The sequence below is a fragment of the Streptomyces sp. NPDC005485 genome, from assembly GCF_040606085.1.
Lineage (GTDB): Bacteria > Actinomycetota > Actinomycetes > Streptomycetales > Streptomycetaceae > Streptomyces.
In genome coordinates this window covers 31,524-52,512 of sequence record NZ_JBEXDZ010000022.1, presented here as the reverse complement: position 1 = coordinate 52,512, position 20,989 = coordinate 31,524, and the positions used below count along the sequence as shown (strand labels likewise).

18 protein-coding genes and 1 pseudogene are annotated in these 20,989 nt (G+C 71.6%); 11 read left to right on the top strand and 8 right to left on the bottom strand.

Going from position 1 to position 20,989, the window contains the following annotated elements:
- Positions 1–5: 5 nt before the first annotated feature.
- From ABZS97_RS10640 to ABZS97_RS10630, 3 genes are read right to left on the bottom strand one after another with little or no spacing between them, the layout of a single operon-like run.
- Complete coding sequence (locus ABZS97_RS10640; RefSeq protein ID WP_356135909.1) at positions 6–1,604, bottom strand: carboxyl transferase domain-containing protein; 1,599 nt, start codon at positions 1,602–1,604, stop codon at positions 6–8.
- The gene (locus ABZS97_RS10635; protein WP_356135907.1) at positions 1,601–3,280 is read right to left on the bottom strand and encodes an acyclic terpene utilization AtuA family protein; all 1,680 of its coding nucleotides are present in this window, start codon (positions 3,278–3,280) and stop codon (positions 1,601–1,603) included. Before ABZS97_RS10635 ends, ABZS97_RS10640 begins: the two co-directional genes overlap by 4 nt.
- A 14-nt stretch (positions 3,281–3,294) precedes the next feature.
- Positions 3,295–4,092, bottom strand: a complete 798-nt coding sequence (locus ABZS97_RS10630; RefSeq protein ID WP_356135905.1) for a TIGR03084 family metal-binding protein — start codon at positions 4,090–4,092, stop codon at positions 3,295–3,297.
- 230 nt (positions 4,093–4,322) lie between these two features.
- Here ABZS97_RS10630 and ABZS97_RS10625 point away from each other — a divergent pair, with 230 nt between their 5' ends.
- Positions 4,323–4,973, top strand: a complete 651-nt coding sequence (locus ABZS97_RS10625; RefSeq protein ID WP_356135903.1) for a hypothetical protein — start codon at positions 4,323–4,325, stop codon at positions 4,971–4,973.
- A 100-nt stretch (positions 4,974–5,073) separates the two neighbouring features.
- Here ABZS97_RS10625 and ABZS97_RS10620 read toward each other — a convergent pair.
- Positions 5,074–5,949 (bottom strand): annotated as a pseudogene (locus tag ABZS97_RS10620) (EamA family transporter); the annotation flags it as partial.
- Positions 5,950–6,209: 260 nt separating this feature from the next.
- Between ABZS97_RS10620 and ABZS97_RS10615 the strand changes: the two are divergent.
- The 3 genes from ABZS97_RS10615 to ABZS97_RS10605 all read left to right on the top strand — a co-directional run bounded on the left by ABZS97_RS10615 (position 6,210) and on the right by ABZS97_RS10605 (position 8,721).
- The gene (locus ABZS97_RS10615) at positions 6,210–6,926 is read left to right on the top strand and encodes a hypothetical protein (protein ID WP_356135900.1); all 717 of its coding nucleotides are present in this window, start codon (positions 6,210–6,212) and stop codon (positions 6,924–6,926) included.
- 195 nt (positions 6,927–7,121) lie between these two features.
- The gene (locus ABZS97_RS10610; RefSeq protein ID WP_356135898.1) at positions 7,122–7,847 is read left to right on the top strand and encodes a hypothetical protein; all 726 of its coding nucleotides are present in this window, start codon (positions 7,122–7,124) and stop codon (positions 7,845–7,847) included.
- Between the two features lie 65 nt (positions 7,848–7,912).
- Positions 7,913–8,721 (top strand): IS5 family transposase gene (locus tag ABZS97_RS10605; protein WP_356135896.1). Its coding sequence is split into 2 segments (ribosomal slippage): positions 7,913–8,252 and positions 8,252–8,721, totalling 810 coding nucleotides; the frame shifts between segments, so codons are not numbered across the junction.
- A 110-nt stretch (positions 8,722–8,831) separates the two neighbouring features.
- Here ABZS97_RS10605 and ABZS97_RS10600 read toward each other — a convergent pair.
- The 3 genes from ABZS97_RS10600 to ABZS97_RS10590 all read right to left on the bottom strand — a co-directional run bounded on the left by ABZS97_RS10600 (position 8,832) and on the right by ABZS97_RS10590 (position 12,902).
- Entirely contained in the window at positions 8,832–9,152 is a 321-nt protein-coding gene (locus ABZS97_RS10600) for a hypothetical protein (RefSeq protein WP_356135894.1), read from the bottom strand.
- Between the two features lies 1 nt (position 9,153).
- Positions 9,154–9,354 (bottom strand): hypothetical protein, encoded by a 201-nt coding sequence (locus ABZS97_RS10595; protein ID WP_356135892.1) that lies wholly within the window; start codon positions 9,352–9,354, stop codon positions 9,154–9,156.
- Between the two features lie 326 nt (positions 9,355–9,680).
- Positions 9,681–12,902, bottom strand: coding sequence for an FAD-linked oxidase C-terminal domain-containing protein (locus ABZS97_RS10590; RefSeq protein WP_356135889.1), 3,222 nt, complete (start codon positions 12,900–12,902; stop codon positions 9,681–9,683).
- Between the two features lie 252 nt (positions 12,903–13,154).
- Here ABZS97_RS10590 and ABZS97_RS10585 point away from each other — a divergent pair, with 252 nt between their 5' ends.
- The 7 genes from ABZS97_RS10585 (at position 13,155) to serC (ending at position 20,059) form a co-directional block, all read left to right on the top strand.
- On the top strand, positions 13,155–14,846 hold the full coding sequence (locus ABZS97_RS10585) for an ATP-binding protein (protein WP_356135886.1): 1,692 nt from the start codon (positions 13,155–13,157) through the stop codon (positions 14,844–14,846).
- Positions 14,843–15,253: a roadblock/LC7 domain-containing protein gene (locus ABZS97_RS10580; RefSeq protein ID WP_356135883.1), complete on the top strand. Its 411-nt coding sequence runs from the start codon at positions 14,843–14,845 to the stop codon at positions 15,251–15,253. Before ABZS97_RS10585 ends, ABZS97_RS10580 begins: the two co-directional genes overlap by 4 nt.
- On the top strand, positions 15,250–15,597 hold the full coding sequence (locus ABZS97_RS10575) for a DUF742 domain-containing protein (RefSeq protein WP_356135880.1): 348 nt from the start codon (positions 15,250–15,252) through the stop codon (positions 15,595–15,597). Before ABZS97_RS10580 ends, ABZS97_RS10575 begins: the two co-directional genes overlap by 4 nt.
- Before the next feature lie 19 nt (positions 15,598–15,616).
- Entirely contained in the window at positions 15,617–16,246 is a 630-nt protein-coding gene (locus tag ABZS97_RS10570; RefSeq protein ID WP_356135876.1) for an ATP/GTP-binding protein, read from the top strand.
- Positions 16,243–17,451 carry a cytochrome P450 gene (locus ABZS97_RS10565; RefSeq protein ID WP_356135874.1) on the top strand — a complete coding sequence of 403 codons (1,209 nt, stop codon included), beginning with the start codon at positions 16,243–16,245 and terminating at the stop codon, positions 17,449–17,451. Before ABZS97_RS10570 ends, ABZS97_RS10565 begins: the two co-directional genes overlap by 4 nt.
- Positions 17,452–17,566: 115 nt before the next feature.
- Positions 17,567–18,793: a cytochrome P450 gene (locus tag ABZS97_RS10560; RefSeq protein WP_356135872.1), complete on the top strand. Its 1,227-nt coding sequence runs from the start codon at positions 17,567–17,569 to the stop codon at positions 18,791–18,793.
- A 147-nt stretch (positions 18,794–18,940) separates the two neighbouring features.
- A complete protein-coding gene (serC, locus tag ABZS97_RS10555; RefSeq protein WP_356135870.1) occupies positions 18,941–20,059 on the top strand; it encodes a phosphoserine transaminase in 1,119 nt (372 codons plus the stop codon).
- A gap of 71 nt (positions 20,060–20,130) precedes the next feature.
- On the opposite strand, the gene ABZS97_RS10550 is transcribed toward serC, so the two are convergent.
- Complete coding sequence (locus ABZS97_RS10550) at positions 20,131–20,871, bottom strand: methyltransferase domain-containing protein (protein ID WP_356135868.1); 741 nt, start codon at positions 20,869–20,871, stop codon at positions 20,131–20,133.
- Positions 20,872–20,989: the final 118 nt, after the last annotated feature.

Genomic DNA, 20,989 nt, shown 5'->3' with positions numbered 1-20,989 from the left:
AACCCTCACATCCGGAAGACGCCGAAGCCGCCGCGCGCGCCCTCGTAGGGCGCCGTGTGGATCGCGGACAGGCACAGGCCGAGGACGGTGCGGGTGTCGCGCGGGTCGATGACCCCGTCGTCGTACAGCCGCCCGGACAGGAACATCGGAAGGGACTCGGACTCGATCTGCTGCTCCACCATCGCGCGCAGCGCCGCGTCCGCCTCGTCGTCGTACGGCTGCCCCTTCGCGACCGCCGACTGCCGGGCGACGATGGAGAGCACCCCGGCGAGCTGCTGCGGGCCCATGACGGCCGACTTGGCGCTGGGCCAGGCGAAGAGGAAGCGCGGGTCGTACGCGCGCCCGCACATGCCGTAGTGCCCGGCTCCGTACGACGCGCCCATGAGCACCGACAGGTGCGGGACCCGGGAGTTGCTGACCGCGTTGATCATCATCGCGCCGTGCTTGATGATGCCGCCCTGCTCGTACTCCTTGCCGACCATGTAGCCGGTGGTGTTGTGCAGGAAGAGCAGCGGGATGTCGCGCTGGTTGGCGAGCTGGATGAACTGGGCGGCCTTCTGGGACTCCTCGCTGAACAGGACCCCTTGGGCGTTCGCCAGGATGCCGACGGGATAGCCGTGCAGGGTGGCCCATCCGGTCGTCAGGCTCGTCCCGTAGAGGGGCTTGAACTCGTCGAAGTCGGAGCCGTCGACCACGCGTGCGATGACCTCGCGCGGGTCGAAGGGCACCTTCAGGTCGCCGGGGACGATTCCCAGCAGCTCGTCCTCGTCGTACTTGGGGGGCTCGGCCGGGCCCGGGTCGCCGTACGCCTTGCGGTGGTTGAGGCGGGCGACGACCCGGCGGGCCTGCCTCAGGGCGTCGTGCTCGTCGACGGCGTAGTGGTCGGCGAGACCCGACACGCGCGCGTGCATCTCGGCGCCGCCCAGGGACTCGTCGTCGCTCTCCTCGCCGGTGGCCATCTTCACCAGCGGCGGCCCGCCCAGGAAGACCTTGGCCCGCTCCTTGACCATGATCGTGTGGTCGGACATGCCGGGGATGTACGCGCCGCCGGCGGTCGAGTTGCCGAAGACGACGGCGATGGTCGGGATTCCGGCGGCGGACAGGCGCGTGATGTCCCGGAAGATCGCGCCTCCGGGGATGAAGATCTCCTTCTGGGAGGGCAGATCGGCGCCGCCCGACTCGACGAGGCTGATGCACGGCAGCCGGTTGGCGAGCGCGATGTCGTTCGCGCGCAGGGCCTTCTTCAGGCTCCAAGGGTTGCTCGCGCCGCCGCGCACGGTGGGGTCGTTCGCGGTGATCAGGCACTCCACGCCCTCGACGACACCGATGCCGGTGACGAGGGAGGCCCCGACCGCGTAGTCGCTGCCCCAGGCCGCGAGCGGCGAAAGCTCCAGGAACGGGGTGTCCGGGTCGACGAGCAGTTCGATGCGCTCGCGGGCGAGCAGCTTGCCGCGCTTGCGGTGCCGTTCGACGTACTTCTCCCCGCCGCCCGCGAGGGCTTTCGCGTGCTCGGCGTCGAGTGCGGCGAGCCTTGCGAGCATGGCCTCGCGGTTCGCCGTGTGGTCGGGGGACGCGGGGTCCAGGGCGGACGCCAGGACGGTCACAGGAGCACCTCCGGGATGTCCAGGTGGCGGGAGCGGAGCCATTCACCGAGGCCCTTGGCCTGCGGGTCGAAGCGGGCCTGGGAGGCGACCCCCTCGCCGAGGATCCCCTCGACGACGAAGTTGAGGGCGCGCAGGTTCGGCAGTACGTGCCGTACGACGGTCAAGTCGGCGCACTCCGGGAGGAGTTCGCGCAGCCGGTCGACGGTGAGGGTGTGGGCGAGCCACCGCCAGGCGTCGTCCGTGCGGACCCAGACGCCGATGTTCGCGTTGCCGCCCTTGTCGCCGCTGCGGGCACCGGCGACGAAGCCGAGGGGCGCGCGGCGGACGGGCTCCGCAGCCGGCAGCGGTTCCGGCAGAGGCGGCTCCTCCGGCGACTGGAGTACGAGCGTGTCGGCGGGCGGGGACACAGGGATTCGCCGCCCGTCATGGAGCACCGCCACATGGTCGACGGCCCCATGGTCGACGTACACATCCTCGAAGACCCCATAAGGCGCGCCCTTTCCAGGGGGTGCGACCACATGGAATCCGGGGTAGCTGGCGAGCGCCAGCTCGATCGCGGCGCCGCTGAGGGCTCGCCCGACCGCGTCCTGGTCGGCGTCCCGGACGACGAGTCGGAGCAGGGCGCTCGCGGTCTCCTCGGTGGGGGCGTCGGGATGGTCGGTGCGGGCGAGCTGCCAACCGACGTGCGACGGACGGGACTTGGCGGCGTCGAGCGCGGCCTCCAGCTGTTCCCGCACGAGGGCGGCCTTGCGTTCGATGTCCAAGCCCGTGAGGACGAAGACGACCTCGTTGCGGAAGCCGCCGAGCCGGTTGAGCCCCACCTTGAGGGTCGGCGGTGGCGCCTCCCCGCGCACGCCCTCGATCCGTACGCGGTCCGGCCCGTCCTGCGTCAGCCGTACGGTGTCGAGCCGGGCCGTGACGTCGGGGCCCGCGTACCGGGCGCCGGACGTCTCGTAGAGGAGCTGCGCGGTGACCGTGCCGACGTCCACGAGGCCGCCGGTGCCGTCGTGTTTGGTGATGACGCTGCTGCCGTCCTCGTGGAGTTCGGCGACCGGGAAGCCCGGGTGGCGCAGCCGTTCGAGGGGATGTTCGGCGAAGAAGGCGTAGTTGCCGCCGGTGGCCTGGGTTCCGCACTCCAGTACGTGCCCCGCGACGACGGCGCCCGCGAGCCGGTCGTACTCCTCGGGCCCCCAGCCGAAGTGCGCCACGGCGGGCCCGGTGACCAGCGCGGCGTCGGTGACGCGGCCGGTGACGACGATGTCCGCGCCCGCCCGCAGACACGCGGCGATCCCGGCGCCGCCGAGGTAGGCATGCGCGGCGAGACTTCCCGGACGGTGCCGTGTCAGGTCGTCGCCCTCGACGTGGGCGACGACGGCCGGGATGCCGAGCCGCTCGGCCAACTTCCGTACGGCGTCGGCCAGTCCGGCGGGGTTGAGTCCACCGGCGTTCGTCACGATGCGCACGCCGCGCTCGTGGGCGAGCCCGAGGCACTCCTCCAACTGCCGCAGGAACGTGCGGGCGTAGCCGGCCGACGGGTCCTTCAGGCGGTCGCGGCCCAGGATGAGCATGGTCAGTTCGGCGAGGTAGTCGCCGGTGAGCACGTCCAGCGGGCCGCCGGTGAGCATCTCGCGCAGGGCGTCGAAGCGGTCGCCGTAGAAGCCTGAGGCGTTGCCCATGCGCAGGGTCCGCGTCACCGACGGCCGCCCTTCGGCTCACGCCCCGCCCCCGGCGGCCCCGCGAAGGCCTGCGCGATGTCCAGCCACCGGTCGGCATCGGGGCCCTGCGCCCGTACGGCGAGGTCGGCGCGGTGCGTCCGCCGGGTGACCAGCAGGCAGAAGTCGAGCGCGGGGCCGGTGATCCGCTGCGGCGCGTCCTCAGGGCCGTACGTCCACAACTCGCCCGCCGGACTGACGAGTTCCACCCGGAACTCCTCGCCGGGCGCCGGGAGCCCGTGCACCGCGAAGGCGTAGTCACGCGCCCGCACACCGATGCGGGCCACATGCCGGAGCCGGTCCGTAGGTGCTCGCACCACACCCAGCGTCTCGGCGACGTCGTTCCCGTGGGCCCAGGTCTCCATAAGTCGTGCGGTCGCCATGGAGGCGCCGGACATGGGTGGCCCGTACCAGGGGAAGCGCGTCCCGGCGGGCACCGCACGCAGGGCCTCCTCCAGCGCCCTGCGACCGGCTCGCCACTCGCCGAGCAGTCGGTCGGGGGCCAGCCGCGCGACCTCCTCCGCCCCTTCGTCGACGAAGGTGTCCGGCGCCGCGAGGGCCTTCTCCACCTCCGCCTTGAACGCCTCCGCGTCCGTCACCGCGATCAGTGCGGCGTGGTCCGTCCAGTGCAGGTGCGCGATCTGGTGGGCGATGGTCCACCCCGGGGCCGGCGTGGGCAACGCCCACTGCTCCTTCCCCAACTCCCCTACCAGACGGTCGAGTTCAGCACTCTCCCGGCACAGATCGTCGATCACGGACGACGACGGATCGGACACGATGGCGCTCCCCTCGGGGCACGGCGGTGTGCACTCGGAGCATGGCAGCGGCCAAAGAAACAATCAAGCGTGCTTGCATTAATTGACTGAACCGGATCGGCTGAACTGAATTGGTTGAACCGGATCGGCTGGACCGAACCGGACCGACTGGACCCGGTCGGCTGGACCCGGTCGACTGAACCGGGACGCAGCTTCACCATGCACAGATCACCCCACTAAGCTCCCCGGTCATGCTCACCCCCGCCCCTTCCCCCACCCCCACTCCCCCGCAGCCCGCCCCCGACGCGACCGTCTACCGCCTCGGTATGCGCCGACTGCGGACCGGTCTGCCCGGGACGCTGATCATGGTCGTCACCGGGCCGCTGCCGCTGATCGTGACGGAGGCGAAGGGCGGGGGCGGCGGAAGCTGGGTCTTCGGGGCCCTGTGGCTGCTGCTCGTGGGCGGCCTCGGGGTGCTGATGGCGTGGACGCTGTGGGCCGGTCGCGGAGCGCTGCTCGCGTTCGACGCGTACGGCGTGTGGTGGCGGCCCCGCGCGAACCGGCAGGCTGTACTTCCGTGGCAGTCGCTGGCCGGGGTCGGCCTGTACTGGGCGTCCAAGGGCGACGCGAAGTCCGGCCGCAAGGTCATGAGCCTGGAGCTGTGCCCGTACGGCGACGTGAACGAGGCCGACCCCGTGCTGAAGCCGCTCGCCGTACGCTCCCAGCCGCTGCGCCCGGGGCTGCCCGAGCGCCGCTATCGCCTTGCCATCCCGATGTACGCCAGCCGCCGCTGGGGCCGCGAGCTCGCCGGGGCCGCGTACGCCCGCGCCCCGCAGCTCTGGTTCGGCGAGCACGAGCAGCCGTCGGACTACATGAGCCCGCTGCGCCGCAACGTCAGCTGAGGCTCTCGGCCCCGGCCTCGGTCTGGGCCCCGGCCTGCGTCTCGGTCTGCGTCTCGGTCCGGGCCTGGTCCTGAACCGGGGGCTGAGGCAGGTCCTTGACCTTGCCCCGACCGATCTGCGTCCGAACCGCGCCCATGCTCGCCGCGATGACGAAGGCGATGGCGAGGGCCTCGGTCGCGGAGAGGGCCTGGTCGAGGACGAGGAAGCCGGCAGTCGCGGCGATGGCCGGTTCGAGGCTCATCATGATCGCGAAGGTGGAGGCGGGCAGCCGTCGTAGCGCGAGCAGTTCGAGGGTGTAGGGCAGGACCGAGGACAGGATGGCGACGGCACCGCCCAGGGCGAAGGTCGTCGGATTGAGCAGCTTCGAGCCGGACTCGACGATGCCGAGCGGCATGAACAGCACCGCGGCGACCACCATGGCGAGCGCGAGCCCGTCGGCCTGCGGGAAGCGTCGGCCCGTACGGGCGCTGAAGACGATGTACGCAGCCCACATGGCGCCTGCCGACAGGGCGAAGGCGACGCCGACCGGGTCGAGACTGCCGAAGCCTCCGCCGCCGAGCAGGAACACGCCGACGAGGGCGAGCCCCGCCCAGACGAGGTTGAGCGCGCGGCGGGAGGCGATCACGGAGAGGGCGAGCGGGCCGAGCACTTCGAGCGTGACGGCCGTGCCGAGCGGGATGCGGTCGACGGACTGGTAGAAGAGCCCGTTCATCGCGGCCATGGTGGCACCGAAGACGACGATGGTGACCCAGTCGGCGCGCGTGTACCCCCGCACCTTGGGCCGGCACACCACGAGCAGCACGATCGCGGCGACGAACAGCCGCAGGGTCACGACCCCGAGCGCCCCGACGCGCGGCATCAGCGTCACGGCGAGCGCGCCGCCGAACTGCACCGAGATGCCTCCGGCGAGGACGAGACCCACGGGGCCGAGCGCGCCCCATCGCCGGTCAGCACCCGCGGGGGCGGACGGGGGCAGGTCAGCGCTGGGGTGATTCACAGAGGCCGTCCAGGTAGGTCACGTCAGGATTCGCAGGACTTGCAGGACTTGCAGGATTCGTTGGAGACTTCGCTTGATCATTTGTGCATCAAGATGAACTCTCAAGTCCAGAGTAATGGACTACGTCAGGCCTGTGAACCTCTTTTGCGGCTTACGGGGCCGCAGAGCGCATTCACCGGTCAGTGTTCACACTGGTAGTGAGGGGGGTTGCCCTTCGGGGGGCTTCCCAGGAGGCCACAATGTCGGCTCCCACACCACAGGCCGGGCCCAAGGTGCTCTGGCCCGCGATCGCCGGAGTGCTCTCCGGCGGCTTGCTGATCACCGGCCAGCTGCTGTTCTGGCGTACGCCCGAGACGGACAAGCGCGGCGCGCTCGTCACACTGGTCCACTACTACCGCGACGAAGGCAACCAGAACCTCTCCGAGGCCACCGCCCTGATCCTGCTGGGCGCGGGCCTGCTCTTCCTGTGGTTCCTGGCCGAGCTGTCCCGCCGTTCGGACACCCGCTCCAAGCTGGTCCTGGCCGGGGGCCTGGTCTTCACGATCGGCATCATGCTCGCGGGCGTGGCAGGCAACGTCTTCGCGATTACCGCGAACCACTCGAAGGACTTCTTGGTGATCCCGGGCACGGCCCTGCTGTCGATGGTCCTCCTGGACGTGGCGTACGGCGCCACGATCGCCGCCATGCTCGGCGCGAGCGTCCTGCTCTTCGCGGTCTGGCGGAACCACGCCCTGCCCTCCTGGCTGACCTGGACGGGCTTCGTGATCGCCATCCTCTGCCTCGGCGGCCCCTTCAGCGCCTGGGGCACGCCCCTGCTCGTGGGGGCCTGGACGCTCCTGGCGGGCGCCGTACTGATCGCCACCGGGGCCGGGGCCGGAATCGGCGCCGGCCACGCCACTGGCACCCGGCCATCCGCACCGCCCACCACCACCAACACCACCGACACCAGTCCCTGACCCTTACCCCCTGATCCCTGGCTCCTGGCTTGCCGCTCGTTGCCTTGACCCGGCAAGTCGGACGGGTCGTGCGCTGCCGGTGGCGGGCATGGGGCGGGCGGCGGCTGACGTGCTCAAATACGCGGACGGGGGACTCGTGGGAAAGGTGAGGGTGAGGGCACGGTGGGGGCGGCGAGGAACAAGGCGACAGGGAACGTGGCATGGGTGCTGATCGCCGTCCTGGCTCTCGGTGTCGGGGTGGCGTCGGCCTTCCAGATCCGCGGAGCGCTGGAGCGGGAGCGGGAGTTTCACGCCGCGCCTGCGTGCGCCTCCGCCCCGGTGAAGGTGTCGGGGTGCGTGTGGAAGCAGGAGTTCACCGTTCGCAGGGCCGACATGCACAACGGGGACCGGGGCGAGTCGCCGGAGGCGGACCTGCTGCTGCCGTCCGGTAAACCGTGGCATGTGACGTTCCTGCAGACCGAGCCGGTGATGTCGGGGATGGAGCCGGACGACAAGGTGGTCGGCCTGATCTGGCGCGGTCAGGTCGTCGAGGTACGCGACACCCACGGACAGCGCCAGCAGACGTCCGCCGGGCCCGTGGGGTGGCCGGAGGACCGCCTCGGCGGCGCGCTCGCCTGTCTCTCCTTCGGCCTGACCGCCCTCGTCGGAGGACTGTGGCCCTTCTTCGCCCGCGGCAACCGGCGCCACGCGAAAGCAGCGACCGTGATGCGGTGGCACGGCCTCGGCATGGGCGCCACGGCCATCCTGACCCTCTGGGCGCAGGCGGCCAACGACTGGCCCCTGTGGTCGATCCCGGCAATCTGGGGACCCCTCGCGCTGCTCCTCCTCGCCTCGATGACGGCCTTCGTCCAGGCCGCCCTCCGCGGCGAATTGGACGACGACGACGTTCCATCCCTTGCGGGCGCCCCGGCCACTTACTGATCGTTTCAGAATGAAATGCGTTGTGGGGCTTGGCAGTTGGGTGTCGTGTCGGCAGGATCTGTTGGGTGTCCGCTGATCTTGTGCCTGATGACTTGTGGGAACGTGTGGCCCCGCTGCTGCCGGTTCGTCCGCCCAGGCGGTATCGGTATCCCGGGCGATTGCCTGCAGACGACCGCGCTGCGCTGCGCGGCATCGTCTATGTGCTGTGCAAGGGCGTGAGCTGGCGGGACGTTCCCGCGGAACAGGTCGGATGCAGCGGTGTGACAGCCTGGCGGCGTCTACGGGACTGGACTGAAGCGGGCGTCTGGCCGCAGCTGCACGAGGTACTGCTGGCCGAGCTGCGGGCTGCGGGCCTGCTGGACATGGACGACGCTGCGATCGACGGCTCGCACGTCCGGGCGCTCAAAGGGGGGCTCACACCGGACCTTCGCCGGTCGACCGGGCCCGGCCCGGCAGCAAACACCATCTGATTGTCGACCGGCATGGCACTCCTTTAGCCGTAGCGCTGACCAGCGGGAATCGTCACGATGTCACCCAGCTGATGCCGCTGCTGGACGCCATCCCGCCAATCCGCGGCCTGCGCGGCAGGCCCCGCCGTCGCCCCCGACGGCTGTTCGCCGACCGCGGCTACGACTACGACAAGTACCGCCGTCTCGTCCGGGCCCGTGGAATCACCCCGAAGGTCGCCCGCCGCGGCACCTCGCACGGCTCCGGACTCGGCAAGACTCGTTGGGTCGTCGAGCGCACCTTCGCCTGGCTCCACCAGTTCAAACGGCTCCGCATCCGCTATGAGATACGCGCCGACCTCCACCTCGGCCTGCTTCAACTCGCCTGCACCATCATGTGTTTGAGGCGACTCCGGACCTCATTCTGAAACGATCAGTTAGGGGGTGTGCTCCGGCCGGCACCCCACGGCCGCGCTGGGCTCGGTGGTCGTGAAACGGCGGCGCCACAAGAGCCTGACAGAGCCGGACAGGTTGCTGATCACCCGCAGGACGAATCCGAAGCGCCGGATCCGTCATCGGCAGGTTCCGGCAGCCGTGCCCCACGGCTCTCCGCGACACGCTTCACATCCCGCAGCGCCTCGATCAAGCGATGGGCCAGGAAGCGAAGTTCACCAGCATCCGTCTCTCGGTCAGCGAGCAGGTCGGCCGCATGGCCGAGCAACTCCCCCGCCCTGCCCAGCTGCACGGACTCGATGCCGTCGGCGATGCGCGACAAGTAGCCGCAGCCGTCGCCGGCGAGGTAACAGGGCTTGCCTTCGGGGCCGGTCCAGGGGAGCAGCCGCAGTGATGTTGCAGACACGTCAGGCCACCTCCCTGCCGTGGATGATGCGCGGCCCCACGTCGACACCGTGCACCGCGAACCACAGCTCACGGCGTCGCTTGCATCGCAGACGCTCCTCCTCCATATGGCGCTCGTGGACGGCGAGGCAGGGCCGTACGAGGGCGCACTCCTCTCCGCGCAGGAGGAACTCCGGGCGCAGTGAACCCGCGGTGGATCTCATCCGGCAGTTCGAGGTCCTCGACAGCGAGGGTGATCACGACTGCTGTGTCCAGGTGCACTGTGAACTGCGATACGCACCTGCCCCTGCCCTGCAGGCCCTGGGGACCTTCGAGTCGTGGTTCTTCCACGACACCGAGGACGACCTCGACCGCTGGGCCGAGGAGCTGCGGGGCCGGGCGGCTTGGACAGCAATCGGCGCACTCAAGCCGACGAGGATCAGGATCTACCAGGAGCCGGTGCAGCTGTCACACGACGGTGGTCGCGGTGCGTCCGCCCCGGCAAGGCCGGTACCGCTGGGTCTGCGAGCCGACCGAGGCGTTCCGCGCCTCAGTCCCACCCTGCTTCCGGCCTCGTCTCAAGCCCCTCCGCCAACACCTCCGCCAGGTGCCGCGCCCTCACCCCGGCCAGGTGTTCCAGTTGTGTGCGGCATGAGAAGCCGTCCGCCAGGATGGCCGTGTCGGGTGTCGCTGCCCGTACCGCCGGGAGCAGTTGGTCCTCTGCGCAGGACGTCGAGACGTCGTAGTGGCCTTTTTCGAAGCCGAAGTTGCCTGCCAGGCCGCAGCAGCCGCCCGAGAGGTCGCCGGTCAGGCCCGCGGCCTCGCGCAGGCGGCGGTCGGCCGTGTCGCCGAGGACCGCGTGCTGGTGGCAGTGGGTCTGGCCGGCGACGGGGCGGTCGAGGCGGGGTGGGGTCCAGTGCGGGGCGTGGCGTTCCAGGGCCTCGGCGAAGGTCATCACCGCTGAGGCCAGGCGGGCCGCCCGCGGGTCGTCGTGCAGCAGCTCCGGGAGGTCCGTGCGCAGGGCGGCGGCGCAGCTCGGCTCCAGGACTACGACCTGGGTGCCCATCTCGATGAACGGTTCCATCAGGTCGAGCGTGCGGCGCAGCACGGCGCGGGCGCGGTCGAGTTGACCGGTGGAGACGTACGTCAGGCCGCAGCAGACCCGCCGTTGGCGACGCGGCAGGAACACGTTGAAGCCACGGAGCCCCTTCGACACCCCGTCCCCGACAGCCGCCCTCGACCCACCACCGCCCATCGGCGCCCCCGAAACCCCCTCACCGAACCGCGACTCCACCTCCGCCTTCGAATCCACCGCCCCCGAAGCCCCGTCACCAAACCCCGCCTCCGCCCCCGAAACCCCCTCGCCGAACCGCGACTCGACCTCCGCCTCCGCCTCCGAATCCACCGCCCCCGAAACCCCGCCGCCGGACCCCGGCCCAGAAACCCCCGCCCCGTCCCCCACATCACGCACTGGCCCCCATTCCATCCGCACCCTCGGTGGCAGCAGGACGTTCACGCCTGCTGCCTCCAGGACCCGTACCGCCGCGCGGCCGACGTTCGGTGAGAGGTGCTCGGTGAAGGTGTCGGGCCACAGGACGACGGTCTCCCCCGAGCCGCCGAAGCCCGGGAAGGGTCCGCGCGCCCGCCCCCGTTTCCTGGCCCGGACGTAGGCCCGTGCCCGGTCGCGGAACCGTCGCGACCACCACCGGCTGAACGTCTCCCGCGCCAGCCTCGGGATCTCCCGTTCGGGCGCGATGCCGGCCAGGTGTTTCGCCATGGCCGCCAGCGGGCGTACGGAGGCGAGGGAGTTGACCAGTCGGGCCGAGTGGGTTCGCCGTACGGCGGCGAGCCACACCGGGAGGCGGCCCATCGCGTAGTGCGCGGCCGGGCGGCGGCGGCCCGCGTAGTGGTGGTGGAGGAACTCCGCCTTGTAGGTGGCCATGTCGACGCCGACCGGGCAGTCGGACCGGCAGCCCTTGCAGGACAGGCAGAGGTCCAGTGCGTCGCGGACCTCTGCCGAGCGCCAGCCGTCGGTGACGACCTCGCCCGCGAGCATCTCGTGCAGCAGTCGCGCCCGCCCGCGGGTGGAGTGCTCCTCCTCGCCGGTCGCCCGGAAGGACGGGCACATCACCGAGGTGCCTGAACCCCCGGATGGTGTACGGCATTTGGCGACCCCCACACACCTGCGCACCGCCGCCGAGAAGTCCCCGCCGTCCGCCGGATACCCGAACTCCACGTCCACCGGCTCACGCGGCAGCACCGCGAACCGCAGGTTCTCGTCCAGCCGGTGCGGCCGTACGAGCATCCCGGGGTTGAGGAGGTCGCCGGGGTCCCAGAGGCCTTTCGCGCGCTCGAAGAGGCTCACCATCTCCTGGCCGTACATGACGGGGAGAAGCTCCGCGCGCGCCTGTCCGTCCCCGTGCTCGCCCGAGAGCGAGCCGCCGTGGGAGACCACCACCTGTGCCAGCTCCTCGGAGAAGCGGCGGAAGCGGCCGATCCCGTCAGTCGTCAGCAGATCGAAGTCGATGCGGACGTGGATGCAGCCGTCGCCGAAGTGCCCGTAGGGCGTGCCGCGCAGGCCGTGGGAGGTCAACAGCTCCCGGAAGTCGCGGAGATACGCGCCGAGCCGGGCCGGTGGCACCGCGCAGTCCTCCCATCCGGGCCAGGCCTCGCTGCCGTCCGGCATCCGGGTCGCCGTACCGCTCGCGTCCTCCCTGATCCGCCACAGGGCGCGCTGTCCGGCCGGGTCGGTGACCACCAGGGAGCCGTGGGAGCCGCGTGGGCCGGTGACGTCGGCGGCGCGCACGATCTCGTCCCCGCGCGCGCGTGCCTCCCCCGGCGTGGAGCCGCCCGTCTCCACGAACAGCCAGGCGCCGCCCTGTGGGAGCCCGGCATCGGAGCGGACGAGATCCGCCGCCATTCCCTCCACCGTCAGCGGCCCGTACGGCAGGAGACCGGCCGCCGCCTCCGCCGCCGCGCTCTCGTCCGCGTACGCCAGCACCGCCAGCGCCCGCGCGCGGGGCGCCTCCACCAGTCGTACGACCGCCTCGGTCAGCACCCCCCAGGTGCCCTCGGAGCCGCAGAAGGCGCGGGCGACATCCGCGCCCCTCTCGGGGAGGAGGGCGTCCAGGGCGTAACCGGAGATACGGCGGGGGAGGTCCGGGAAGCCCGTGCGCAGGCGCGCCAACTCGCCCTCCACCAGGGACCGCAGACCATCGGGGGCGCCCGCCCAGCCTTGGCCCAGCACCGAGGGGGTGCCGTGACCGTCGATCACCGACAGCTCGCGCACGCTGTCCGCCGTGGTCCCCCAGGCGACCGAGTGCGAGCCGCACGAGTTGTTCCCGATCATTCCGCCGAGCGTGCAGCGGCTGTGGGTCGAGGGGTCGGGGCCGAAGCGCAGGCCGTGCGGGGCGGCGGCCTCCTGGAGGCGGTCCAGGACGACACCGGGCTGGACCACCGCCGTGCGCGCCTCCGGGTCCAGCGACACGATCCGGTTCATGTGACGGGTGAAGTCCAGCACCACGCCCGTACCCGTCGCCTGCCCGGCGATCGATGTGCCGCCGCCGCGCGGCACGACCGGTACACCCAGCCCGCGGCAGACGGCCAGGGCCGCCGCCACGTCGTCGGCGTCCCGCGGGGCGACGACGCCTAGTGGCACCCGCCGGTAGTTGGACGCGTCCATGGTCGTCAGCGCCCGCGCGGTCGCGTCGAAGGCGACCTCGCCGCGCACGGCCTTCTCCAGCCCTGCCCGCAGTGCCCCGAGATCCGTCATGCCCCCAGGATGCCTCCCGCCACTGACAGTGACCCGTAGGCAGCGTTACGTGGTCGCATCGCCGCAGGGGCCACGGTCCCGTACAGCCGTCCCACAGCAACCGGGTGCCGTTCCGTCCCGAATTGCACACGGATTCCAAGACCGGAAACGGAACCTTCCCAATTCGATCACGAACTCTCATATAGTGACCGCCAGTTGAGCATCAGGTGTCGCTTCTCGCCCAGGACACGACCGAGGACCGAGGACACATTCATGACCCCGCCCACCCCCTCCGGCTCCGGCGAACGACCCACCTTCCGCGCCGTGGCACCCGTTCCCCTGATCGTCGCCGTACTGGCCGCCCCCGCCGCGGGCGTGGCCGTCGCGCTGGCACCCGACTCGGTGCGAACCCCCCTCGCCTGGGGCGCGGGCGCGGCCCTTCTGCTGCTGTGCACGGCCATCGCCTCCGCCTCCCACGCCGTGCAGACGTCGCGTCTCGTGCGCCGCCGGCTCGACTCCGTGACCCAGGACGCCGGACGGCTCCTTCAGGAACGGGCGAGGCTGGCCTCGGAGTTCAACCAGGAGCGGACCCGGCTGGCCGACGAGTCCGCCCAGGAACAGGCACGCCTCAAGGAGGAGGCCGCCCGCGAACGGGCCCGCCTGACCGACGGGTTCACCCGGGAACGGGCGCGGCTCACCGAGGAGTTCACCCGGGAGCAGACCCGCCTCACCGAGGAGAACGTCCGCCTGGCCCGGCGCGTCCGGCAGGCCACCGCCGACCGTGCCGCCGCGATCTCGGCCACCGCCAACGCGGCCGCCCGGATGCAGGCACTGTCCACCGGCATGCTCGCCGACCTGCGCGCCATGGAGGAGAAGCACTCCGACGAGGAAGTCCTCGCCGACCTCCTCCACCTCGACCACCGCACCGCCCAGGCGGGCCGCCTCGCCGACTCCGTCGCCGTCCTCACCGGCGCGCGCTCCGGCCGCCGCTGGGCGCGGCCCATCGTCATGGAGTCGATCCTGCGCGGCGCCATGGGCCGTATCGGCGGCTACCAGCGCGTGCGCGTGCACTCCTCCAGCGAGGCCGCCGTCGCCGGGCACGCCGCCGAGGGCGTGATGCACGCGCTCGCCGAACTCCTCGACAACGCCGCGAACTTCTCGCCGCCGACCGCCGAAGTCCACGTCTACGTGGAAGAGGTTCCCGCGGGCGTCATCGTGTCCGTGGAGGACAGCGGCCTGGTCATGGGCGACGTCCAGCTGCGCCGTGCCGAACGCGCCGTCTCCGCGGACGCCGAGAACCCGGCCGCGCTGGGCGGGCTCTCCGGCACCCGGCTCGGGCTCGCGGTCGTCGGGCGGCTCGCCCGCAAGCACGGCCTGAAGGTGTCCTTCCGGCCCTCCGCACGCGGCGGCACCGGCGTCCTCGTCCTGATCCCGCAGGACATCCTCACGCGCCCGTCCGCCCCGCTGCCCGGCGACCCGGAGGCCACCACGCCGGAGGCCACCGCGACGGGAGCATCCGCGACGGCGGCATCCGCGGTCGCGCAGGACCACGCCGACGAGCCGCGCCCCCAGAGCTCCCCCGTGTCCTACGCCGCCGCACGCTCCACCGGGGACCTCGACCCGGACCCGGTCCCCACCCACGAGTCGCCCGACCACAGCGGAGTCGGCGCCGACACCGGCGGCCTCCCCAAGCGCCGCCGCGGCCGCACCCTCGCCCACGCCGAGCGCAGCCGCGCGCACGCCGCCGACCGCAGCGACCGCGAGCCCCCCGCGGCCGACGCCGCCAAGGCCAGGGCCGCCCGGTTCAACAGCTTCCGCCAGGCGGTACGGGGAACGGCGCCCGACAGCACCGTGGGAGAGACAGCCCCCGACGAAGCCGTACAAGGCGACGAAGCCGTACGGGACACGGCCCCCGCCACCCCCTCGCAGCCGCACCAGCACCCGGAAGGCGACACCACCCCATGACCGGCAGCACCACCACCGCCGACGAGAAGCTCACCTGGCTCATCGAGGGTCTGCTCGAGCGCACCCCGGGCGCCCGGCACGCCCTCGTGCTCTCCCGCGACGGCCTGAAGCTGTGCCGTACGCCGGAACTCTCCGTCGACCAGGCCGACCAGCTCGCCGCGATCGCCGCCGGCATCCAGTCGCTTTCCCACGGGGCGTCCATGGAGTTCGGCGACGGCAGCGGCGGCGTGCGGTCCGCGATGGCCGAGTTCTACGGCGGGGTCCTGTTCATCGTCGAGGCGGGCGAGGGCGCGCACCTCGCCGTGGTCACGGCCGAGGAGGCCGACGCCGGGCTCGTCGGGCACAACATGAGCGAGCTGGTCGAGCAGTTGGGCGAACACCTGCGCGCGGAACCCCGTACGTCATGAGCCGGCCGGGCAGGGACGACGCGCCGGACCGGCTCTACACCCTCACCGGGGGGCGCAGCCGGTCCGGCCCCGACGCCCCGTTCGACCTGGTGACGCTCGTCGTCGCCGAGTGCGATCCCGTGGTGGGCATGCAGTCGGAGCACGCCGCGATCCTGCGCCTCGCCCAGCGGCCCACGGCCGTGGTGGAGATCGCCGCCGAGCTGCGACTGCCGGTGAGCATCACGAGGATCCTGCTCTCCGACCTCCTCGCCGCGGGCCGGGTCAGCGCCCGCCACCCGCACCACTCCGCTCTTCCCGACCCCGACATCCTGGAGCAGGTGCTCGTTGGACTCCGTAACCTCTGACGCGATCTCCGACGCGACCATGAACGCGACCACGACCGCGACGACGACCGCTGCCTCCGACGCGCGCACCCCGCTGGGCGAGACGGCCGACAACGGTCTGAAGATCGTGGTCGTCGGCGGCTTCGGCGTCGGCAAGACCACCCTGGTCCGCTCCGTGAGCGAGATACGTCCCCTCAACACCGAGGAGACGATGACGCGCGCCGGCGAGGCGGTCGACGACATCAGCGAGGTCCGCGGCAAGACCGCGACCACCGTCGCCTTCGACTTCGGCCGCATCACGCTCGACGCGCGCAACGTGCTGTACCTCTTCGGCGCGCCCGGGCAGGAGCGCTTCTGGTTCCTGTGGGACCGGCTCTTCGCCGGCACGCTCGGCGCGGTCGTCCTCGTCGACACCCGGCGCATCGACGACTCCTGGTACGCCATCGACCGCCTGGAGCACCACGGCACCCCGTTCATCGTCGCCTGCAACGACTTCGGCGGGCCCGCCCACACCCCCGCGCAGATCCGCGAGGCCCTCGACCTCGACCCGCACATCCCGCTGCTCGACTGCGACGCCCGCTCGCGCGCGTCCAGCAAGCAGGTGCTGATCACGCTCGTCGAGCACCTCAAATCCCACTACGCGCCCAGATCACCGGAGTTGGCCCTGTGACCGCTGCCCCCGTGCCCCTGAGCGGGCCCAGGTTCCAGACCGAACCCACCGAGCTGTACCGGGAGATGCGGCGCGACCACGGCTCCGTGGTGCCGGTCGTGCTCGACGGCGACATCCCCGCCTGGCTGGTCCTCGGCTACCGCGAACTGCACCAGGTCACCGGCGATCCCGTGCTGTTCAGCCGGGACTCCGACCTGTGGAGCCAGTGGGACAACATCCCCGCCGACTGGCCGCTGCTGCCGATGATCGGCCGCAAGCAGCCCTCGATCCTCTACACGGTCGGCGAACGCCACCGCGAGCGCGCCGGCATGATCAGCGACGCGCTGGAGGCCGTCGACCCGTTCGAACTGCGCGCCCACGCCGAGAAGTTCGCCGACGAACTGATCGACGCGGTCTGCGCCAAGGGCGAGACGGACATCGTCGGTGACTACGCGGCACTGCTGCCCGTGCGCGTACTGGCGCGGCTGTACGGCTTCCCGGACGAGCAGGGGCCGGGCCTGGTCACGGCACTCAACGACATGATCAACGGGCGGGAGGGCGCCCTGGCCGGACAGCAGCACGTGGCGTCCTCCATGGCCCAGCTGCTCGCGGACCGGGCGGCCGAACCCGCGGACGACGTGGTCAGCCGCATGCTGGCCGACACGGCCGGGTTCACGCACGAGGAGATCACCCAGGACCTGATGGTCATGATGGCGGCCGGCCACCAGCCGACCGCCGACTGGATCGGCAACTCGCTGCGCCTGATGCTCACGGACGACCGCTTCGCCGCCTCCCTCTTCGGCGGCCGGCACAGCGTCGCCGAGGCCATGAACGAGGTCCTCTGGGAGGACACCCCGACCCAGAACGTGGCCGGCCGCTGGGCCTCCCGCGACACCCAGCTCGGCGGCCTGCGCGTCCGCGCCGGCGACCTGCTGCTGCTGGGCCTGCAGGGCGCCAACTCCGACCCTCAGGTCCGTGTCGACGGCTCCGCCCTCACCGGCGGCAACAACGCGCACTTCTCCTTCGGCCACGGCGAGCACCGCTGCCCGTTCCCGGCCCAGGAGGTCGCGGAGGTCATCGCGCGTACGGGCATCGAGGTCGTCCTCGACCGGCTGCCGGACATCGACCTCGCCGTACCGGCCGAGTCGTTGACGCGCCGGCCGTCACCTTGGCTGCGGGGGCTGAGCGAACTCCCGGTGCGGTTCACACCCGTGCCGGTGCGTTGAGCACGGGCGCCCGTACCCCGAGCACCCCCTACCGGACACCGGTACCCGCGCGCCGAGCACCCGCACGGCGAGAACACCGAACAACGCCTACCCCGGCCCTTGGAGGCACCCCCGCATGACCGCTGGTACCGAAGAGACCCGTATCCCCCTGGACCCCTTCGTCACCGACCTGGACGGCGAGAGCGCCCGGCTGCGCGCGGCGGGACCGCTCGCCGCCGTGGAGCTGCCCGGCGGCGTCCCGGTCTGGGCGGTCACGCACCACGCCGAGGCGCGCGCGCTGCTCACCGACCCCCGTCTGGTGAAGGACATCAACGTGTGGGGCGCCTGGCAGCGCGGCGAGATAGCCGCCGACTGGCCGCTGATCGGGCTCGCCAACCCGGGCCGCTCCATGCTCACCGTGGACGGCGCGGACCACCGCCGGATGCGGACCCTCGTGGCGCAGGCGCTCACCCCGCGCCGTGTGGAGCAGATGCGCGAGCGGATCACCAAGCTGACGGAGGGCCTCCTCGACGACCTGGGCGCCGTGGAGCGCGACGTCGTCGACCTGAAGGCCGACTTCGCCTACCCGCTGCCCATGTTCGTCATCGCCGACCTGATGGGCATCGACGAGTCCCGCCTGCCCCGCCTCAAGGAACTCTTCGAGAAGTTCTTCTCCACCCAGACCCCGCCCGCCGAGGTCATCGCCACGCTGACCGAGCTGGCCGGGATCATGGCGGAGACGGTCGCGGCGAAGCGCGCGGAGCCCGGCGACGACCTGACCAGCGCCCTGATCCTCGCCTCCGAGGACGGCGACCACCTCACCGACGAGGAGATCGTCTCCACCCTCCAGCTGATGGTCGCGGCCGGACACGAGACGACGATCTCCCTCATCGCCAACGCCGTCGTCAACCTCTCCACCCACCCCGAGCAGCGCGCCCTGGTCCTCTCGGGCGAGACGGACTGGTCCGCGGTGGTCGAGGAGACCCTCCGCTTCTCCACCCCCACCTCCCACGTCCTGATCCGCTTCGCGACGGAGGACGTGCCCGTCGGCGACAAGGTCATCCCGGCCGGCGACGCGCTGATCGTCTCCTACGGCGCCATCGGCCGCGACGAGAAGGCCCACGGGGCGAGCGCGGGCGACTTCGACATCACCCGCACCACGGAGAACCGCCACATCTCCTTCGGCCACGGCCCGCACGTGTGCCCCGGCGCGGCCCTGTCCCGCCTGGAGGCGGGGGTGGCGCTGCCCGCCCTGTACGAGCGCTTCCCGGGCCTCGACCTGGCGGTCCCCGCCGCCGAGCTCCGCAACAAGCCGGTGGTGACGCAGAACGACCTGTTCGAGCTGCCGGTGCGGCTGGCGTAGGTCCAGCCCGTTCGGCGGGAAATCCAGCCTCTCCGGCGTTTGAGGAGCGGGGGTCCGGGGGCAGCGCCCCCGTGGCCCCCGGACGGGCGCGTCTCACCCGACGGACGACGTTTCGCCCAGGTTTCCCGGAACGGCTAGGCTCCCGTCGTGGCTGAGATCCAGATTCCCGCTGACATCAAGCCCGCCGACGGACGTTTCGGCGCGGGCCCCTCCAAGGTGCGGACGGAAGCGCTGGACGCGCTGGCCGCCACCGGCACATCCCTCCTCGGTACCTCCCACCGCCAGGCCCCGGTCAAGAACCTGGTCGGCAAGGTCATCGAGGGCGTGAGCAGCCTCTTCTCCCTCCCCGAGGGGTACGAGGTCGTCCTCGGCAACGGCGGCTCGACCGCGTTCTGGGACGTCGCGACGCACGGCCTGATCGAGAACAAGTCGCAGCACCTGAACTTCGGTGAGTTCTCCTCGAAGTTCGCGAAGGCCTCGAAGCTCGCCCCGTGGCTGGCCGAGCCGACCGTCATCGCCTCCGACCCGGGCACGCACCCGGAGCCGCAGGCCGAGGCGGGCGTGGATGTGTACGCCTTCACCCACAACGAGACCTCCACCGGTGTCGCCGCGCCCATCAAGCGCGTGGCCGGTGCCGACGAGGGCGCCCTCGTCCTCGTGGACGCCACCTCCGGCGCGGGCGGCCTCCCGGTCGACATCACCGAGACGGACGTCTACTACTTCGCCCCGCAGAAGTCCTTCGCCTCCGACGGCGGCCTGTGGATCGGCGTCTTCTCCCCGGCCGCGATCGAGCGCGCCGAGCGCATCCACGCGTCCGGCCGCCACGTGCCGGAGTTCTTCTCGCTCCCCACGGCGATCGACAACTCCCGCAAGAACCAGACGTACAACACCCCGGCCCTCGCCACCCTCTTCCTGCTCAACGAGCAGCTGGAGTGGATCAACGGCCAGGGCGGTCTGGCCTGGTCGACGGCCCGTACGAAGGACTCCTCCTCGCGCCTGTACTCCTGGGCCGAGGACTCCAAGCACGCGACCCCGTTCGTGACGGACCCGGCCAAGCGCTCGCAGGTCATCGGCACGATCGACTTCTCCGACGAGGTCGACGCCGCCGCCGTGGCCAAGGTGCTGCGCGCCAACGGCATCGTCGACACCGAGCCCTACCGCAAGCTCGGCCGCAACCAGCTCCGCGTCGCCATGTTCCCGGCAATCGACCCGGCGGACGTCGAGGCCCTCACGAAGTGCATCGACTACGTGATCGAGAAGCTCTGACCTTCTCTCGTACGACGACGAGGGCGCCCGGCGAACACCGGGCGCCCTTCTTCGTATCCGCGCGGCGGAACTTACGGCTTGTGGGTCACCCAGAGCAGTTCCGCCGGCCAGCGATGTGCCCAGTCGGGTGGGTCGGTTTCGTTGTAGCCGTTGGGTGTTCCGCGTTCGGGCCGCGGCTCGATGAGGTCGTCGATGATGAGACCCGCGCCGCGCAGGACCTTGACCCAGTCGCCGTAGGTGAGCTGATAGCTGGTCGCGCCGTCGTCTTCGGCGATGGTGCTCAGCCCGAAGTAGTCCTGCTGCAGCGTGGTGGTCACGCGGCCGGCGGCCTCGTCGTAGCACGCTTCGAACCATGGGCCGGCGACGTTGAACACCAGGCGCCCGCCTCGGCGCAGAATGCGTGCGGCCTGCGGGACGGCCAGGTGCGGGGGCGCCCAGCTGAGCCCGCCGAAGTCGCAGAACACCAGGTCGAAGCTGTCGGCGGCGAAGGGGAGTTGTTCGGCGGCGCCCTGCACCAGCGGGTAGCGGGCTTCTCCCATCGCGCGGGCCGCTGCGGCGAGTTGGGCTTCGGACAGGTCGAGCCCGACCACGGTGGCGCCCTCGGCGGCGAGCGCCCTGGACCACTGGCCGGCGCCGCAGCCGAGTTCGAGGACGCGCTTGCCGGTGACGTCGCCCAGGGCGTGCAGGTGCGCGTCGGGGATGGAGTACATGCCCCACAGCCGGGGTGCGGCGCCGATCTGCGGGTCGTGCTCGTGCTGGTAGGCGCTGCTGATCCGGTTCCAGAGCCGCCGGTTGGCGGGGATGCTGTCCACCTGCCGACTCCAGCACTGCCTGCCGGGGGCGGTCAACACGAATGTGCGTTGAGCCCTGCAGCGACAGACCCCTGCGGGGGAGCAGTCGGTCACCCCGTACGCCGCTGAAGGGCGCCCG

Excerpts from the sequence above, each read along its gene's own strand:
- ABZS97_RS10635 (WP_356135907.1), bottom strand. The coding sequence starts at position 3,280 with ATGGGCAACGCCTCAGGCTTCTACGGCGACCGCTTCGACGCCCTGCGC.
- ABZS97_RS10625 (WP_356135903.1), top strand. The coding sequence starts at position 4,323 with ATGCTCACCCCCGCCCCTTCCCCCACCCCCACTCCCCCGCAGCCCGCC.
- ABZS97_RS10615 (WP_356135900.1), top strand. The coding sequence starts at position 6,210 with ATGTCGGCTCCCACACCACAGGCCGGGCCCAAGGTGCTCTGGCCCGCG.
- ABZS97_RS10595 (WP_356135892.1), bottom strand. The coding sequence starts at position 9,354 with ATGAGATCCACCGCGGGTTCACTGCGCCCGGAGTTCCTCCTGCGCGGA.
- ABZS97_RS10590 (WP_356135889.1), bottom strand. The coding sequence starts at position 12,902 with ATGACGGATCTCGGGGCACTGCGGGCAGGGCTGGAGAAGGCCGTGCGC.
- ABZS97_RS10585 (WP_356135886.1), top strand. The coding sequence starts at position 13,155 with ATGACCCCGCCCACCCCCTCCGGCTCCGGCGAACGACCCACCTTCCGC.
- ABZS97_RS10580 (WP_356135883.1), top strand. The coding sequence starts at position 14,843 with ATGACCGGCAGCACCACCACCGCCGACGAGAAGCTCACCTGGCTCATC.
- ABZS97_RS10575 (WP_356135880.1), top strand. The coding sequence starts at position 15,250 with ATGAGCCGGCCGGGCAGGGACGACGCGCCGGACCGGCTCTACACCCTC.
- ABZS97_RS10570 (WP_356135876.1), top strand. The coding sequence starts at position 15,617 with ATGAACGCGACCACGACCGCGACGACGACCGCTGCCTCCGACGCGCGC.
- ABZS97_RS10560 (WP_356135872.1), top strand. The coding sequence starts at position 17,567 with ATGACCGCTGGTACCGAAGAGACCCGTATCCCCCTGGACCCCTTCGTC.